General features: G+C 73.4%; 20 protein-coding genes. 15 read left to right on the top strand and 5 right to left on the bottom strand.

What is annotated here, in order from left to right; translation table 11 throughout:
• The first annotated feature begins 43 nt into the window (after positions 1 to 43).
• The 13 genes from rpsP (at position 44) to Gocc_RS11755 (ending at position 9,190) form a co-directional block, all read left to right on the top strand.
• Complete coding sequence (gene rpsP, locus Gocc_RS11815; protein ID WP_114796774.1) at positions 44 to 286, top strand: 30S ribosomal protein S16; 243 nt, start codon at positions 44 to 46, stop codon at positions 284 to 286.
• A gap of 4 nt (positions 287 to 290) precedes the next feature.
• The gene (locus Gocc_RS11810) at positions 291 to 521 is read left to right on the top strand and encodes a KH domain-containing protein (protein ID WP_114796773.1); all 231 of its coding nucleotides are present in this window, start codon (positions 291 to 293) and stop codon (positions 519 to 521) included.
• A gap of 9 nt (positions 522 to 530) precedes the next feature.
• Positions 531 to 1,016: a ribosome maturation factor RimM gene (locus Gocc_RS11805; RefSeq protein WP_114796772.1), complete on the top strand. Its 486-nt coding sequence runs from the start codon at positions 531 to 533 to the stop codon at positions 1,014 to 1,016.
• A gap of 17 nt (positions 1,017 to 1,033) precedes the next feature.
• Positions 1,034 to 1,690: a tRNA (guanine(37)-N(1))-methyltransferase gene (trmD, locus tag Gocc_RS11800; RefSeq protein ID WP_114796771.1), complete on the top strand. Its 657-nt coding sequence runs from the start codon at positions 1,034 to 1,036 to the stop codon at positions 1,688 to 1,690.
• Between the two features lie 80 nt (positions 1,691 to 1,770).
• Positions 1,771 to 2,502, top strand: a complete 732-nt coding sequence (gene lepB, locus Gocc_RS11795) for a signal peptidase I (RefSeq protein ID WP_181813631.1) — start codon at positions 1,771 to 1,773, stop codon at positions 2,500 to 2,502.
• Between the two features lie 141 nt (positions 2,503 to 2,643).
• Positions 2,644 to 2,991, top strand: coding sequence for a 50S ribosomal protein L19 (rplS, locus tag Gocc_RS11790; RefSeq protein ID WP_114796769.1), 348 nt, complete (start codon positions 2,644 to 2,646; stop codon positions 2,989 to 2,991).
• A gap of 36 nt (positions 2,992 to 3,027) precedes the next feature.
• On the top strand, positions 3,028 to 3,342 hold the full coding sequence (locus tag Gocc_RS11785) for a hypothetical protein (protein ID WP_114796768.1): 315 nt from the start codon (positions 3,028 to 3,030) through the stop codon (positions 3,340 to 3,342).
• Between the two features lie 119 nt (positions 3,343 to 3,461).
• Positions 3,462 to 4,106 carry a ribonuclease HII gene (locus Gocc_RS11780; protein ID WP_220150594.1) on the top strand — a complete coding sequence of 215 codons (645 nt, stop codon included), beginning with the start codon at positions 3,462 to 3,464 and terminating at the stop codon, positions 4,104 to 4,106.
• Positions 4,103 to 4,468, top strand: coding sequence for a YraN family protein (locus tag Gocc_RS11775; protein ID WP_114796766.1), 366 nt, complete (start codon positions 4,103 to 4,105; stop codon positions 4,466 to 4,468). The genes Gocc_RS11780 and Gocc_RS11775 overlap by 4 nt, the downstream gene beginning before the upstream one ends.
• An 88-nt stretch (positions 4,469 to 4,556) precedes the next feature.
• Positions 4,557 to 5,684, top strand: coding sequence for a DNA methyltransferase (locus Gocc_RS11770; protein ID WP_181813630.1), 1,128 nt, complete (start codon positions 4,557 to 4,559; stop codon positions 5,682 to 5,684).
• 49 nt (positions 5,685 to 5,733) lie between these two features.
• A complete protein-coding gene (locus Gocc_RS11765) occupies positions 5,734 to 7,206 on the top strand; it encodes a YifB family Mg chelatase-like AAA ATPase (protein ID WP_114796764.1) in 1,473 nt (490 codons plus the stop codon).
• Positions 7,203 to 8,060: a DNA-processing protein DprA gene (gene dprA, locus Gocc_RS11760; RefSeq protein WP_181813629.1), complete on the top strand. Its 858-nt coding sequence runs from the start codon at positions 7,203 to 7,205 to the stop codon at positions 8,058 to 8,060. Before Gocc_RS11765 ends, dprA begins: the two co-directional genes overlap by 4 nt.
• Positions 8,057 to 9,190 (top strand): NAD(P)/FAD-dependent oxidoreductase, encoded by a 1,134-nt coding sequence (locus Gocc_RS11755; protein WP_181813628.1) that lies wholly within the window; start codon positions 8,057 to 8,059, stop codon positions 9,188 to 9,190. Before dprA ends, Gocc_RS11755 begins: the two co-directional genes overlap by 4 nt.
• A gap of 32 nt (positions 9,191 to 9,222) precedes the next feature.
• Here the strand turns inward: Gocc_RS11755 and Gocc_RS11750 are convergent, their stop codons facing one another.
• From Gocc_RS11750 to Gocc_RS11735, 4 genes are all read right to left on the bottom strand, one after another.
• Entirely contained in the window at positions 9,223 to 10,161 is a 939-nt protein-coding gene (locus Gocc_RS11750; RefSeq protein WP_181813627.1) for an ornithine cyclodeaminase family protein, read from the bottom strand.
• An 80-nt stretch (positions 10,162 to 10,241) separates the two neighbouring features.
• The gene (locus tag Gocc_RS11745; RefSeq protein WP_114796761.1) at positions 10,242 to 11,624 is read right to left on the bottom strand and encodes an NAD(P)(+) transhydrogenase (Re/Si-specific) subunit beta; all 1,383 of its coding nucleotides are present in this window, start codon (positions 11,622 to 11,624) and stop codon (positions 10,242 to 10,244) included.
• Positions 11,605 to 11,889, bottom strand: a complete 285-nt coding sequence (locus Gocc_RS11740; protein WP_245904922.1) for an NAD(P) transhydrogenase subunit alpha part 2 — start codon at positions 11,887 to 11,889, stop codon at positions 11,605 to 11,607. The genes Gocc_RS11745 and Gocc_RS11740 overlap by 20 nt, the downstream gene beginning before the upstream one ends.
• Before the next feature lie 20 nt (positions 11,890 to 11,909).
• On the bottom strand, positions 11,910 to 13,010 hold the full coding sequence (locus Gocc_RS11735; protein ID WP_114796759.1) for a Re/Si-specific NAD(P)(+) transhydrogenase subunit alpha: 1,101 nt from the start codon (positions 13,008 to 13,010) through the stop codon (positions 11,910 to 11,912).
• A gap of 52 nt (positions 13,011 to 13,062) precedes the next feature.
• Between Gocc_RS11735 and Gocc_RS11730 the strand changes: the two genes are divergently transcribed.
• Positions 13,063 to 13,647, top strand: coding sequence for an HD-GYP domain-containing protein (locus tag Gocc_RS11730; RefSeq protein ID WP_181813626.1), 585 nt, complete (start codon positions 13,063 to 13,065; stop codon positions 13,645 to 13,647).
• A 16-nt stretch (positions 13,648 to 13,663) separates the two neighbouring features.
• Here Gocc_RS11730 and Gocc_RS11725 read toward each other — a convergent pair whose 3' ends face one another.
• Entirely contained in the window at positions 13,664 to 14,737 is a 1,074-nt protein-coding gene (locus Gocc_RS11725; protein WP_114796758.1) for an isocitrate/isopropylmalate family dehydrogenase, read from the bottom strand.
• 139 nt (positions 14,738 to 14,876) lie between these two features.
• Between Gocc_RS11725 and Gocc_RS15735 the strand changes: the two genes are divergently transcribed.
• Positions 14,877 to 15,071 carry a hypothetical protein gene (locus Gocc_RS15735; RefSeq protein ID WP_147281287.1) on the top strand — a complete coding sequence of 65 codons (195 nt, stop codon included), beginning with the start codon at positions 14,877 to 14,879 and terminating at the stop codon, positions 15,069 to 15,071.
• Positions 15,072 to 15,095 lie beyond the last annotated feature (24 nt).

Genomic DNA, 15,095 nt, shown 5'->3' with positions numbered 1-15,095 from the left:
TCGGCACAATCCCCTCACATACGGAATCGCACGAAGGAGACAGATGGCTGTTCGCATGAGGCTGACGCGTGTCGGCTCGAAGAAGAATCCGATCTACCGCGTCGTCGTGGCGGACGCGCGCGCGCCGCGCGACGGCCGCTTCATCGAGATCGTCGGGCGCTACAACCCGCAGACCGATCCGTCCACGATCGAGCTCGACGAGGCCAAGGTCAAGGACTGGCTCTCCAAGGGCGCCCAGCCGAGCGGCCCCGTCGCGAAGCTGATCAAGGCCGCGGGCATCGGCTAGCCCCGTGGCCGACCTGCTCGCCTGGATCGCGCGCCAGCTCGTCGACGACCCCGCCAGCGTGGTCGTCGAGACGGTCGACCATGGCGACACGGTCGTGCTGCGGCTGCACGTCGCACCCGACGACGTCGGCAAGGTGATCGGCCGCCAGGGTCGCCTGGCGCGGGCCCTGCGCACGCTCGTGCGCGCTGCCGGCGCCCGTGGCGAGCGGCGGATCGTGCTCGAGATCGTGGGGTAGGAGCCGCGGATGGGTGCGGGCGAGCCGGGTGCGGCGGCGGAGCTCGTGCCCGTCGGACGCGTCGGGCGGCCACACGGGCTCGACGGTGCCTTCGTCGTCGAGCAGGGCAGCGACGACGAGAGCCGCTACGCCGTCGGGGCGACGCTGCACGTCGACGGCGTCCCCGCGCGCGTCGTGCTCTTCCGCCGCGTGGGCCGCGGCCGCTGCGCGATCCGCCTCGACCGCGCCGTCGAGCGCGGCGCGCAGCTCGCGGTCCGGCGCGACGAGCTTCCTCCGGCCGGCCCGGACGAGTACTACGCCTTCCAGCTCGTCGGGCTCTCCGTCGAGGAGGAGGGCGGCCGCCGGCTCGGAACGGTACGGGACGTGGTCCCCGGCGCCGCCAACGACAACCTCGAGCTCGACGACGGCGCGCTCGTACCGATGATCGAGGACGCGATCGCAGGCATCGACCTCGACGCGGGCCGCATCCTTCTCAACCCCGGCTTCATGGAGTGACGGCTACCCTGCCGCGAGTGCGCCTCGACGTCTTCACGCAGATCCCGCATGCGTTCGGCTGGCTGACCGAGCAGAAGCCGCTTGCCACCGTGCTCGGCGGGGAGCTCGAGCTGCGGCTGTTCAACTACCGGGGCACGACGCCGCTGCGCGCCGGCCAGGTCGACGACTCTCCCTACGGCGGCGGCAGCGGCATGGTGCTGCGCGTCGACGTCGTCGCCGCCGCGCTCGAGGCGGCCTACGGCGACGAGCGCCCGGCACGCGTCATCGCCCTCACGCCGCAGGGCCGCCAGCTCGACCAGGCACTCGTCGAGGAGCTCGCCGCCGAGCCGGCGATCGCCGTCCTCTCGTCCCGCTTCGAGGGCTTCGACGCCCGCATCGTCGACCACCTGTGCAGCGACGCCGTCTCGATCGGCCCCTACGTGCTCTCCGGCGGCGAGCTGCCCGCGATGGTGCTCGTCGACGCCGTCGCCCGGCGGCTTCCCGGAGCGCTCGCCGAAGGCTCAGGGGAGAGCGAGAGCTTCAGCGCCGACCTCGACGGAGGCATCGAGTACCCGCACTACACGCGGCCGCCCGTGTTCCGGGGCTGGGAGGTGCCGGACGTGCTGCTGTCCGGCAATCACGCCGCCGTCGACGCATGGCGCCGCGAGCAGAGCCGCTTCCGGAGCGCGGTGTGAGCGACGGGGGCGATCGTCCCGAGGGCGGGCTGCGGCCCCCGCCCCAGCCGCCCGCGCCCGCGGGATGGGAGGACGCGCCCGTGGTCGACGACGGCGAGCGCCTCGACGGCGCCTACGGCCGGCCGCAGGCGGATGCCGCACCGCCGCCTCCTCCCGCGCCGCCCCCTCCCGCGCCGCCGCAAGCGCGGCGCTCGCGCAACCCCGTCGACCGGCTCACGGAAGGGCTGCCCCACGGCCTGCGCGTCACGATCGACTGGATCGTGACGATCGCCGGCGCGATCGCGATCGTGCTGCTCGTAAAGGCGTACGTCGTCAACCCGTACCGCATCCCGTCCTCGTCGATGGAGCCGACGCTCCACTGCGCCCAGCCGGCCGGCGGCTGCGAGGCCCGCTTCTCCGACCGCGTGCTCGCCAACCGCTTCATCTACCACCTGCGCTCGCCGCGCCGTGGAGAGATCATCGTGTTCAAGACCCCGCCGGCAGCCAGGGTGAAATGCGGCGCGGGGGGCACCTTCGTGAAGCGCCTGATCGGCCTCCCCGGCGAGACGATCGAGGTGCGGCTGCGGCAGGGCGAGGGCTACGTCTACATCGACGGCAAGCTCCTCAGGGAGCCGTATATCGCGAGCGCCCGCCGCGACGGCTCGCAGGGGCCGTTCGGCCCCTTCCGGATCCCCAGGGGCGCCTATTTCATGATGGGCGACAACCGCGGGCAGTCGTGCGACTCGCGCCAGTGGGGCACCGTGCCGAGGGAGAACCTGATCGGCAAGGTGTTCGCGACATACTGGCCTCCCAACCGCATCTCCCTGCACTGACGCCCGGCGGGCACAGGCCGCGGCCCCTCCGGCCGGGCACGCTCGGCCGCGCGGCCGAGCGCGACGGGGACGGTGAGCGCCGGTGCGGACGTTCGACGGCTTTCGCTACACTCCGTCCCCGGCCGGGTGGCCGACCTTCCTATGTCCACGATCATCGAGAGCATCGAGCAGCAGCAGCTGCGTGAGGTTCCCCGGTTCAAGGCCGGCGACACCGTCCGCGTCCACTTCAAGGTGATCGAGGGCAACCGCCAACGCGTGCAGGTGTTCGAGGGCTCCGTGATCAAGCGGCAGGGCTCGGGTGTGCGCGAGACGTTCACGGTGCGCAAGCAGTCGTTCGGCGTCGGCGTCGAGCGCACCTTCCCGCTTCACTCGCCGAAGATCGAGAAGCTCGAGGTCGCCATGGTCGGCGACGTCAACCGCGCGAAGCTCTACTACCTCCGCGGCCGCGTCGGCAAGAAGGCGCGCATCCGCGAGCTGCGCCAGCCGTAGCCTCGCCCGCGCGGCATTCCGACTACCGTTGACCGTGTGCGGAGGCTCACCGCGTTCGTCGTGCTCGCCGGGCTCGCCGCCGTCCTGACGGGCTGCTCGACCGAGGACCGGCGTCAGGCGGACGCGCGCGTCGCCGTCCAGGAGGCCGTCGCGCCCCTTGCCGGCTACACGGGCGAGGTGCACTGCACCGGCAGCCCGAAGCCGTGGTTCGTTCCGCAGCAGACGTCGCTCTTCATCTGCGTCGCGCGCCGTGACGACCGCAGGTGCGACTGGTTCCGGGCGACGCTCGGCAACGCGGGCTGGGCGGTCGGGATGCAGCGGCGCGACGGTGGCTGCGTCGTGCCCGCCTAGCCAGCATCGAGCCGTGCCCGCGGGCACGGCTCGATGCGGCCCTCGGCGCAGGGTGTCGGGCGCAGAGCTGGCACGAAGGCGGCACGATGCCGCTCCGAAGCGGGCGCTATCCTCGGCCGGTGCCCTCTGCCAGCGGCCAGCGTCTGCTCCGCTTCGACCGACGCCTCGGGGTGCGATTCGTGGCGGGCGCGGACGAGGCCGGGCGTGGATCGCTCGCCGGCCCGCTCGTCGTCGCGGGCGTCCTGTTCGACTACGCCGCGCTGCGCGGACGCCGTGTCCGGCGGCTCGCGACGCTCAACGACTCGAAGCAGGTGGCGCCCGACGAGCGCGAGGAGCTGTTCCGCGCCGTGATGGGCTGCGCGAGCCGGGTCTCCGTGCGGGTCATCCCGGCCGGCGCGATCGACCGCGACGGCCTCCACCACTCGAATCTGTGGGGGTTGCGCACCGTGCTCGCCGACCTCTCGCAGGCCGAGGCGCGCCTCGTGGACGGGTTCCGGCTCGGCCCGCTGGCGCCGCCGCACCGGGCGCTCGTCGACGGCGACACCAGGAGCGCCGCGATCGCGGCAGCCTCGATCGTCGCCAAGGTGACGAGGGACCGCGTCATGCGTCGCCTCGACTCGCTCCACCCGCGCTACGGCTTCTCGTCCCACGCCGGCTACATCACGCCCGCGCACGCCGCCGCGGTGCGCGCCCACGGGCCCTGCGGGCAGCACCGTCTCTCGTACGCGGCGAAGTGCTACGAGGAGGAGCCGGCGGCGGCATGAACGCGGGGGAGCGCCGCGCGCTCTGGCACTACCGCCTGCGCGGCTACCGCGTGCTCGGCGTGAACGTCCGCGCAGGGCGCAACGAGCTCGACCTGATCGTCCGGCGCGGCAGGGAGATCGCGTTCGTCGAGGTCAAGCAGCGGCGCGGCTCCGGCTTCGGCGGCGCCGTCGCCGCCGTGAGCGCCGAGAAGCAGCGGCGCGTCCGCGACGCAGCGCAGGCGTGGCTCGTGCGCAACCCCCAGCCTGCGGACGTGCGGGTGCGCTTCGACGTCGTGGCGCTCGACGGTCGTCGCCTGAGGCGCATCGCCTGCTCGCTGGCGGCTGGAGGGCGCAGGCGGTCTCCGCCTCTCGGCCCGCCCTGAGCGACACGGCGCCTTCGCCCGGCGATGGCGGGCCCGTCCGCGCGGCCGCTCGACAGGGATGTCCGCCGCGGCGGCGAACATGCACGTGATGGCCGCGACGCAGGAGGCGCTGTATCCCGCTCTCGACCTGGAGCTCTCGTGGTCCGAGCGCGAGCTGCCCGAGCGCGAGCGCACCAAGCACGTCCACCGGCTCCACCCGTACCTCGGCAAGTTCGTCCCGCAGCTCGTCGAGGCGCTGCTCGAGCGTCACGTGCCGCGCGGCGGCCGCGTGCTCGACCCGTTCGCGGGCTCGGGCACCACGCTCGTGCAGGCGCTCGAGTCGGGCTACGACGCGGCCGGCGTCGACATCGCCGGCTTCAACGCGCTCCTCGTCCGCGTCAAGACGCGCCCGTACAACCTCGACGCCCTGCGCCGCGACCTGCGCTGGGCGCACGCGCAGGCAGAGGCGTTCGCGCCGCGTGGCCGCTACCCGCGCGAGGCGTCGGACTACGTGCGCTCCTGGTATGCGCCCGCCGCCGCCGAGGAGCTGGCGCACTTCCGCTCGCTCGTCGAGCAGGTCGGCTCCTCCGACGTGCTCCGCGTCGTGCTCGCCCGCGCCGCCCGCTCGGCACGCCGCACGACGCACTTCGACCTCGACTTCCCGAAGCGGCCCCAGACGGAGCCGTACTGGTGCCACAAGCACCGGCGTAGCTGCCGGCCGGCCGAGTCCGCGCGCCGCTTCCTGCTGCGCTACACGCTGGACACGCTCGATCGCATCGAGGCGTTCGCGGCCGTGCGCGCCCCGGGCCGTGTCGCCCGCGTGCTCCACGGCGACGCCCGCTCGATCGATCTGGAGGGGCCCTACGACGGCGTCGTCACCTCGCCGCCGTATCCGGGGTTGATCGACTACCACGAGCAGCATCGCTACGCGTACGAGCTGCTCGGGCTCGACGAGCGTCGCGAGCGCGAGCTCGGGCGCCCCGCACGCGGCACGGGCAGGGCGGCGATCGAGGAGTACGTCGAAGGCGTCGCCGCCGTGCTCGCGAACGCGCGCCGCTCGCTCGCGCTCGGCGGCCGCGTCTGCATCGTCGTCAACGACCGGCGCGATCTCTACCCGGAGGTGCTGCGGCGGGCCGGCCTGCGGCTCGTCGACCGGCACGAGCGGCACGTGAACCGGCGCACCGGCCGGCGCGCGGGCGAGTACTTCGAGTCCATCCTCGTCGCCGTCGCGAACTAGCTTCACTTTCGACACAGACACGTCACGGCTTCGCACGTAGCGTCGAAGCGTGCTCGCGCGCGCCGTCACCTACGCCGTCGTCGGCCTCGAGCCGCGCAGGGTTGAGGTCGAGGCGCACCTCGCCACGGCCGACCTGCCGGCCTTCGCGATCGTCGGGCTCGCCGACCGCGCCTGCCAGGAGGCGAAGCACCGCGTGCACAGCGGCGTCGTCAACTCGCTGCTCACGTGGCCGTGGAAGAACCGCATCACCGTGAACCTGGCGCCGGCGGCGCTGCGCAAGGAGGGCTCGGGCTTCGATCTGCCGATCGCGCTCGCCGTCCTCGCCGGCTCGCAGCAGCTGCCGCCCGAGCGGCTGCTCGACCACGCGTGCGTCGGCGAGCTCTCGCTGGACGGTCGCGTGCGCCCCGTGGCCGGCACGATCGCCGTGGCCGAGGGGGCGCGGCGTGCCGGGATCCGCCGCCTCCTGTGCGCCGCCGAATCCGCCTCCGAGGCCGCTCTCGCCGGGATCGACGCGGTACCGGTGCGTCATCTCGCGCAGGCCGTCGCCTACCTGCGCGGCGAGGACGACATCGCCGCTGCTGCGCCGCCGTCCGCCGACGAGCTCGAGGAGCCGGACGTCCCCGATCTCGCCGATGTGCGCGGGCAGCAGCGCGGACGCCGGGCGCTCGAGCTCGCCGCGGCGGGCGAGCACAATCTCCTGCTCTCGGGCCCGCCGGGCACCGGCAAGACGATGCTCGCGCGGCGGCTTCCCGGCATCCTGCCGCCGCTGACACGCGACGAGGCGCTCGAGGTGACCCGGATCCACTCGGTCGCGGGCACGCTGCCGGCGGGGCGGCCGATCGTGCTCGCGCCGCCGTTCCGGGCACCGCACCACGGAGCCTCCGCCGCGGCGATCGTCGGCGGCGGCGCCAGCCCGCGTCCGGGCGAGGCGAGCCTCGCGCACCGGGGCGTGCTCCTGCTCGACGAGCTGCCGGAGTTCCCGCGGCCGGTGCTGGAATCGCTGCGCCAGCCGCTCGAGGACGGCGTCGTCTCGGTCGCCCGCGTGGGAGGGCACGCCCTCTTCCCGGCGCGCTTCCGGCTCGTCGCGACGATGAACCTGTGCCCGTGCGGCGGTCGTGGCGACCCGGCGGCCGACTGCGGTTGCAGCGCCCAGCGCGTCGCCGCGTACCGCGAGAAGGTGTCGCGCGCGCTGCTCGACCGCTTCGACCTCGTGGTCGCGATGCCGCGGCCGCGCGCGCAGGAGCTCGCGGCCCGGCCGGGCGAGCCCTCGGCGGCGGTGCGCAGCCGCGTGGTGGCGGCGCGGAGTCGCCTGCGCGAGCGCGATCCGCTGCGCCGCACGCCGGCCGCGTCGGAGCTGCTCGACCGCGCCGTGGAACGGGTGCCGCTGTCGGGGCGCGGCCGCGCGCGCGTGGCGCGGGTCGCGCGCACGATCGCCTCGCTCTGCGCCGCCGACGCCGTTCTCCCCGAGCACGTCGCCGAGGCGCTCTCGTACCGCTCGCCCGCGGATGTGACGGGCGCGTGACCTTCAGGCGCCTGTGCCGGGGTCGCGGCGGATATCCGGCGCTGCTCGCCGCGATCCACGACCCGCCGGAGACGCTATGGGTGCGCGGCGAGGCGGAGGCCGTCGTCCTCTCCGCCCCGTCCGTGGCCGTCGTCGGCGCCCGCGCCTGCTCGTCCTACGGACGCACGGTCGCGCGCATGCTCGGCCGCGAGCTGGCGGCGGCGGGCCTCGTCGTCGTCAGCGGCCTCGCCCGCGGGATCGACGCGGAAGCGCATCGGGGCGCACTCGATGCCGACGGCGTGACCGTCGCCGTCCTCGGCTGCGGGATCGACCGCGACTATCCGGCGGCTCACCGGGAGCTCGCCACCAGGATCTGCGGGCGCGGCCTCGTCGTCTCCGAATACGCGCCCTCGGTCGAACCGGCCCCGTGGCGCTTCCCGGCCCGCAACCGGATCATCGCCGGCCTCTGCTCCGCGACGGTCGTGGTCGAGGCGCGCGGGCGCTCCGGAGCGCTGATCACCGCCGACTTCGCCCTCGAGGACGGCCGCGAGGTGATGGCGGTGCCGGGGGAGATCACCTCCGCGCTCTCTGCCGGGACGAACGCGCTGCTGCGGCTGGGGGCCACTCCCGTGACGTGCGCGGCGGACGTGCTCGAGGCGTTCGGGCTCCCGCCGCAGGCCTCCACTGCACCGGAGCCCAGCGGCGACGCAGCGGCGATCCTCGCCAGGCTGCGGGAGGCCGCCGCCAGCATCGACGAGCTCGCGCGCGCGACCGGCCTCGACCCCGGGGACGTCGCGGCAGCGCTGATCGAGCTCGAGCTCGCAGGGCGGGTGGTCGAGTCGGAGGGCGTCTACCGCAGTACGATCGCCCTGTGATCCCGTACTGGCTCTCCGAGGCGCACGAGCCTCCTCCGGCGGTCGCCCTGGACGGGCCGCCGGACGTCGTCGTCGTCGGCGCCGGCGTCACGGGCTGCGCGGCCGCGCTGCGGCTGGCCCACGCCGGCATGCGCGTGCGCCTGTGCGACGCGCGCGAGGTGGCGGGCGGCGCGAGCGGCCGCAACGGCGGCTTCGCGCTTCGCGGCGCGCCCGCGCCGTTCGACGTCACCGCGGCCTCGGTCGGCGAGGAGAGCGCACGGGCGATCTGGGCCTGGAGCGAGCGCGCGATCGACCGCATCGAGGAGCTCGCGGGCGATGCGTTCCGGCGTGTCGGCTCGTTGCGCCTCGCGGTCGACGAGGAGGAGCGCGACGAGCTGCGCTCCGAGTACGACGCGCTCGTCGGCGCGGGCTTCGCCGCCGAATGGCTGGACGACCTCGCGCCGCCGCTCGCGGGCCGGTTCACGGCCGCGATCCGCCACGTCCCCGACGGCGTCCTCCAACCGGCCCGCTGGGTGCGCCGGCTCGCCCGGCTCGCAGCGGAAGCGGGCGTGGAGATCCGCGAGCACGCGCGTGTCACGTCGCTCGACGAGCTCGAGGGGGCGACGGTCGTCGTCTGCAGCGACGGCTACCCGAGTGGGCTGCTCGGCCCGATCGAGGGCCTGATCATCCCGACGCGGGGTCAGGTGATCGCGACCGAGCCGATCCCCGAGCGGCTCTTCCAGGTTCCCCACTACGGCCGCCACGGATTCGACTACTGGCACCAGGCGGAGGACGGTCGCGTCGTTGCCGGCGGCTTCCGTGACGTCTCGCTGTTCTCGGAGTTCACGGCCGACGAGCACACGACCGACGTCGTGCAGGACGCGCTCTCGTCGTTCGTGAACGGCCTCGTCGGCCGCGAGCTGCGGGTGGACTACCGCTGGGCCGGCATCTTCGGCCTCGTCATGGACTTCCTCCCGGTGGTCGGCGCCGTCCCGGGGCTCGACCGCGTGTGGGTGGCCGGCGGCTACTCGGGGCACGGCAACGTCCTCGGTCTTGCCTGCGGCGAGCTCGTGGCGCGCGCCGTCGCGGGAGAGGACGACCCGCTGCTGCCGCTGTTCGACCCGGGGCGGCTCCTCGGCGCGGGAGCGTGAGCGCCGCGCCGAGGGCGCCGGGCAGGGCTCGGCTACAGGTTCAGGTGCGGGAGGTCGAGAGCGTCCGCCTTCGCGGCCGCGGTCTTGGCGATCGCGAGATCCTGGATCGCGAGGCCCGTCGAGTCGAACAGCGTGATGGCGCCTGCGCTGCGCCGGCCCACGGCCTCGCCGGCGAGGATGCGGCCGAGCTCGGTGACGCGGTCGCGCGAGACGACGCCGGCCTCGACTGCCGCGGCGAGCTCGCCACCGTGGCTCGCCTGCTCCCAGTCGTCGCAGTAGAGCTCCGCGCGCGCGAGCTCGGCGACGGCGACCTCGGCCTTGCCGGGGCCGTCGGCCCCCATCATCGACACGTGCTGCCCCTCGCGGAGCGATCCCTCCGGGAACAGCACCTGCGTACCCGGGGTGACCGTGACGACGACGTCCGCGGCAAGCGCCGCCTCCCGCGACGGCGCGACGCGCACGCCGAGCCGGTCGGCGACCGCGCTCGACCGCGCGGCGTCGATGTCCCACACGGCGACGTCGCTGCCACGCGCGTGGAACATGCGGGCCGTCTCGGCGCCGTTGGCGCCGCAGCCGACCACGGCGACCGACTCGGCGCCCGGCCGGCACAGCGTCTCGGCCGCGAGCACGCCTGCGGCGGCGGTGCGAAGAGCCGTCACGGCGGCGGCGTCGAGCACCGCCTCGAGCCCTCCCGTCTGCGCGTTCGAGAGCAGCACCAGCCCGCTCACGGTCGGAAGGCCCTTCGCCGGGTTGCCCGGGAACGACGTCACCCACTTGAGCAGCGCGTGGCCGCCGCCGAGCGCCGGCATCGCGCGGAAGTCGCCGGCCGGGTAGTTCGTCACGTACACCTTCGGCGGCATCGTCCACTCGCCGCGCGCATGGGCGACGAAGGCGGCCCTGACCGCGTCGTAGGCCTCGAGGGGGGAGACGGCGCGCGCGACGTCGGCGCCGGAGAAGAACGGAAACCTCACGCGCGCAAGCCTACTCGGCCCGCCGCACCCGAACCGGGCAGGCTGCGGTCTGTGCGGGAGCGCAGGCCGGGGAGAGCAGCCTACAGGGACTTGACGGCGGCGATCAGCTTGACGACGGATTCCTTCGCGTCGCCGAACAGCATCGTCGTCTTCGCGTCGAGGTAGAGCTCGTTGTCGATGCCGGCGAAGCCGGGGTTCATCGAGCGCTTCATCACGACGACGCTCGCGGCCCTGTCGACGTCGAGGATCGGCATCCCGTAGATGGGGGAGGAGGTGTCGGCGCGGGCCGCCGGGTTCGTGACGTCGTTGGCGCCGATCACGAGCGCGACGTCCGTCTGGGGGAACTCCGGATTGATCTCGTCCATCTCCTTGAGCTGGTCGTACGGCACGTTCGCCTCGGCGAGAAGCACGTTCATGTGCCCCGGCATGCGGCCCGCGACGGGGTGGATCGCGTACGCGACCTCGACGCCCTTCTCCTCGAGCAGCTCCGCGAGCTGGCGCACGTCGTGCTGCGCCTGCGCGACCGCGAGCCCGTAGCCCGGGACGACGATCACCTTGCGTGCGTACGACAGCATCACCGCCACGTCGTCGGGCGAGGTGGCGCGCACGGTGCGGCCGTCGTCGACGCGCACGGAGGCGGCGCCCGCCTGCACCTGGCCGAAGGCGCCGAAGAGCACGTTCGTGACCGAGCGGTTCATCGCCTTGCCCATCAGGAGCGTGAGCAGCGTGCCGGAGGCGCCGACGAGGGCGCCGGAGACGATGAGGACGTTGTTGTGCAGCACGAAGCCGGTCGCCGACGCGGCGAGCCCGGTGAACGCGTTCAGCAGGCTGATCACGACCGGCATGTCGGCGCCGCCGATCGGCAGCACGAACATGATCCCGAACACGAACGCGGCCGCCACGAGGCCGTAGATCATCCACTGCTCGGCGCCGCCGGCCGCGATCGTGATCCCGAGCACGACGGCGGCGAGGATGATGAGGCCGTTCACCACCTGCTGGCCGCGGAACACGATCGGCCGGCCGGAGACGAGCTCCTGCAGCTTCGCGAAGGCGACGAGCGACCCGGAGAACGACACCGAGCCGATCAGCGCCGACAGCACCGTCGAGGTCGCGATGACCGTCGAGAGGCCGCCGGCGAAGTCGTGGAACTCGACGAGCGCGATCAGGGCCGCGGCGCCGCCGCCGACGCCGTTGAACAGGGCCACCATCTGCGGCATCGCGGTCATCTTCACGGTGCGGGCGCCGACGGCCCCGACCGCGGCGCCGATCGCCATCGCGATCCCGATGAGCAGGTAGTTGCCGAGCCCCCGGTGCGCGAGCGTGACGACGATGGCGAGCGTCATCCCGGCCGCGCCGATCCAGTTGCCCTTGCGCGCGTGCTTCGGCGACGAGAGGAAGCGCAGCGCGAGGATGAAGGTCACGATCGTGACCAGGTAGAGGGCGTCACTCGTCGTGCGGCCCACGCCTCGGCTCCCTCCGTCTGAACATCTGCAGCATCCGGTCGGTGACCACGAAGCCTCCGACCACGTTCGCGGCCGCCAGCACGACCGCGACGAAGCCGACGATCTTCGTGAAGCCGTCGTCCGCGGTGCCGGCGACGAGGATCGCGCCCACGATGACGATGCCGTGGATGGCGTTGGTGCCGGACATCAGCGGCGTGTGCAGCATCGTCGGCACCTTCGAGATCACCTCGATGCCGAGGAAGATCGCCAGCACGAGGATCGTCAACTCGATGATGAAGGAGCTCTCTACGACGTCACCTCCGCGGGCGGCCGCGCCACGCAGGCGCCGGCGGTGATCTCGTCGTCGAAGTCGAGGTCGAGCTCGCCGCCGGGGGCGAGGTGCTGCAGCAGCGCCGTCACGTTGCGCGCGTACAGCCGGCTCGCGTCGGACGCCATCAGCGACGGCACGTTCGTGAAGCCCACGATGGTGACGCCGTCGCGCACGATCTCCTCGCCGGGGTGCGTGAGCTCGCAGTTGCCGCCCGCCTCGGCGGCGAGGTCGACGATGCAGCTGCCGGAGCGCATCTCCGCCACGGCGGAGGCCGGGATGAGCCGCGGCGCCGGCCGTCCGGGCACGAGCGCCGTCGTGATCACGACGTCGAACTCGGGCACCCGCTCCTCGAGGGCGGCCTGCTGAGCCGCCTGCTGCTCGGACGTCAGCTCCTTCGCGTAGCCGCCTTCGGTCTCCTCGCCGCGCACACCGAGGTCGAGGAAGGTGGCGCCGAGCGACTCCACCTGCTCCTTCACGGCGGGACGCACGTCGAAGGCCGAGACCACGGCGCCGAGACGGCGGGCGGTCGCGATCGCCTGCAGCCCGGCGACGCCGGCGCCCATGACCAGCACCTTCGCGGGCGTCACCGTGCCCGCGGCGGTCATCAGCAGCGGGAACATCTTCGGGACGCGGTCGGCGGCGATGATGACCGCCTTGTAGCCGGCCACCGTCGCCTGCGAGGAGAGCGCGTCCATCGACTGCGCGCGCGTGATGCGCGGCACCGACTCCATCGCGAACGCCACGACACCGCGCGCCCGCAGGCGCTCGATGCCCTCCGCGTCCGTCAGCGGTGCGAGGAACCCGATCACGACGGTGCCGGGCGCCATCTTCGCGACCTCGTCGGGCGAGGGGCGCGCGACCCGTACGACGGCGTCCGCGCCGTCATAGAGCGAGCCGCCGTCGGGGAGCACCGCCCCGGCCGCGGCGTACTCGTCGTCGGCGAATCCTGCCGCCGCCCCGGCCCCCCGCTCGACCGCGATCTCGAATCCCGCGGGCGCGAGGCGCCCGATCGAGTCGGGCACCAGAGCGACCCGGCTCTCGCCCGGGGCTCCCTCTCGCGGAACGACGATGCGCACAGTGCGAATCTACGGGAAGGGATTTCAGCGTGCTCCGGGAACCACACCGAACATGACCCGGCTCGACGCCTACACCGCCGCGATGTGCGTCTGCGACCCCTCTCTGGAGGGCCATGCGGCGCGCGTGGGGAACCACGCCAGCGCGATCGCGCGGCGCCTGGGCTGGGAGGGCGGGCGTCTCGGCGAGCTGCGGCTCGGGGCCGTGCTTCACGACGTCGGCAAGGTCAGCATCCGTCCCGAGGTGCTCGCCAAGCCCGGTCGCCTCGACGACGGCGAGATCGCGGAGATCCGCGCCCATCCCGTGGAGGGTGCCTGGCTCATCGCGGGCGTCAGCTCGCTCGCCCCCGCGCTGCCCTACGTTCTCTTCCACCACGAGCGCTGGGACGGCACCGGCTACCCCACCCGGCGCGCCGGCCACGACATCCCGCTCGAGGGCCGTGTGCTCGCGGTGGCGGATGCGTTCGACGCGATGACCTCGTCGCGGCCGTACCGCGACGCGCAGGCGGTCGAGTGGGCGGTCGGAGAGGTCGAGCGCTGCGCCGGGTCGCAGTTCGACCCGGAGGTTGCCCGGGCGTTCGTCTCCGCCTACGGCGCGGGCGAGATCGCCGTCGACGGCGCCGTCGCGCTCGCGGTCTGACGATACTCCGGGCCCGTCACAGCGAGGCCCACACCTCGAGCTTCGTCCGCGTCCGCCGGATCACCTCGTCGGTGAACTCGCTCGTGCCGGCGTGACCGCCGAGGTCGGCCGTGCGGACGCCCTCCGCGACCGCCTCCAGACACGCCTCGCGGATCGCCCGGCCGGCGGTCTGGCACTCCTCGTCCTCGGCGTGGTTGAGCAGCGCGGCGGCGGCGAGGATCATCGCCATCGGGTTGGCGACGTCCTTGCCGTACAGCGACGGCGCCGTGCCGTGCGCCGCCTCCGCCATCAGCGCCGACGGCACGAAGTCGTCCCCGAACGCCACGAGCAGCGACTCGGAGCCTGCGATCGAGCCGAACAGCGGCAGCACGAGGTCGGAGAGGATGTCGCCGTCGCGGTTCAGGGCCGGGATCACCATCGGCGAGCCGCTCGACGAGATCAGAAGGGCGAAGGTGGCGTCGATCAGCTGCGGCTCGTAGGCGACGTCCGGGTGCCGCCCGGCCGCCGCGTCCATCTCCTCCTTCAACATCCCCTCGTAGACGGGGCTGACCGTGTACTTCGGGCCGCCGAAGACCTTGGCGCCCATCCGCTCCGCCTGGCGGAACGCGAACTCGGCGACGGCACGGCACACTCCGCGCTCGATGCGCTCGGTGCGGAACGCGACCTCGTCGAGACCCTCGCCCTCGCGCCACTCGTCGGCGCCGTAGGCATCGCCGACGGCCATGCGCACGACCGAGATCGGCGAGTGGACACCGCCGAGGGGCACCACGCCGGGGATGCGGCGCCCGGTGCGAACGATCACCTTTCCGCCGATCTCCTCGCGCAGGATGCGGTTCGGCGAGCCGACGTCCCCGGCCGCCTCCGGCGTCACGGTGGCGGCCTTGAGGCCGAGCCCGTGCTCGCGGATCGCGTGCGCCGCGTCGTGGACGACGGCGTTCGCGGTCGCACGGCGGTGCTCGAGCGAGAGATCGAACCGAGGCAGCGCCAGCTCGAAGCCCACGACGTCCTGCCCGAGCACGCGCAGCGCCGCCTCGAGCAGCTCCTGCCCCGTCTGATCACCCTCCAGCACGACGATCGTCCGTGGATCCATCGCGGCGATTGTAGTGATCGTCCGGCTTGCACATCACCCTGAGCGAAGCGCTGGGTCCATCCGTAAAATCCGTCGGAATTGTTCGACGAAATTACGTCTCGGTAGACCCGAGGCGTCATGCCGACCGGAAAGGAAGAAGATGGCACGAAAGACAGTTCTCGTGTGCGACAAGTGCGGCGCAGAAGTCGGGGACGGGAAGGGCGCGGTGATGCGGATCACGTTCACCGATGCGCGGCGCGGCGCCAGGGCGGCCGACCTGTGCGACGCCTGTGCCGGCGCGATGCCGGGAAACGCGGTCGCCCGCCGCGGCCGCAAGCCGAAGTCGGCCTCCTAACACCCGAGGGGCCTGCCTGCGCCC

The organism is Gaiella occulta (genome assembly GCF_003351045.1).
In the GTDB taxonomy this organism is placed as follows: domain Bacteria; phylum Actinomycetota; class Thermoleophilia; order Gaiellales; family Gaiellaceae; genus Gaiella; species Gaiella occulta.
This window is presented reverse-complemented; position numbering and strand designations above follow the sequence as displayed.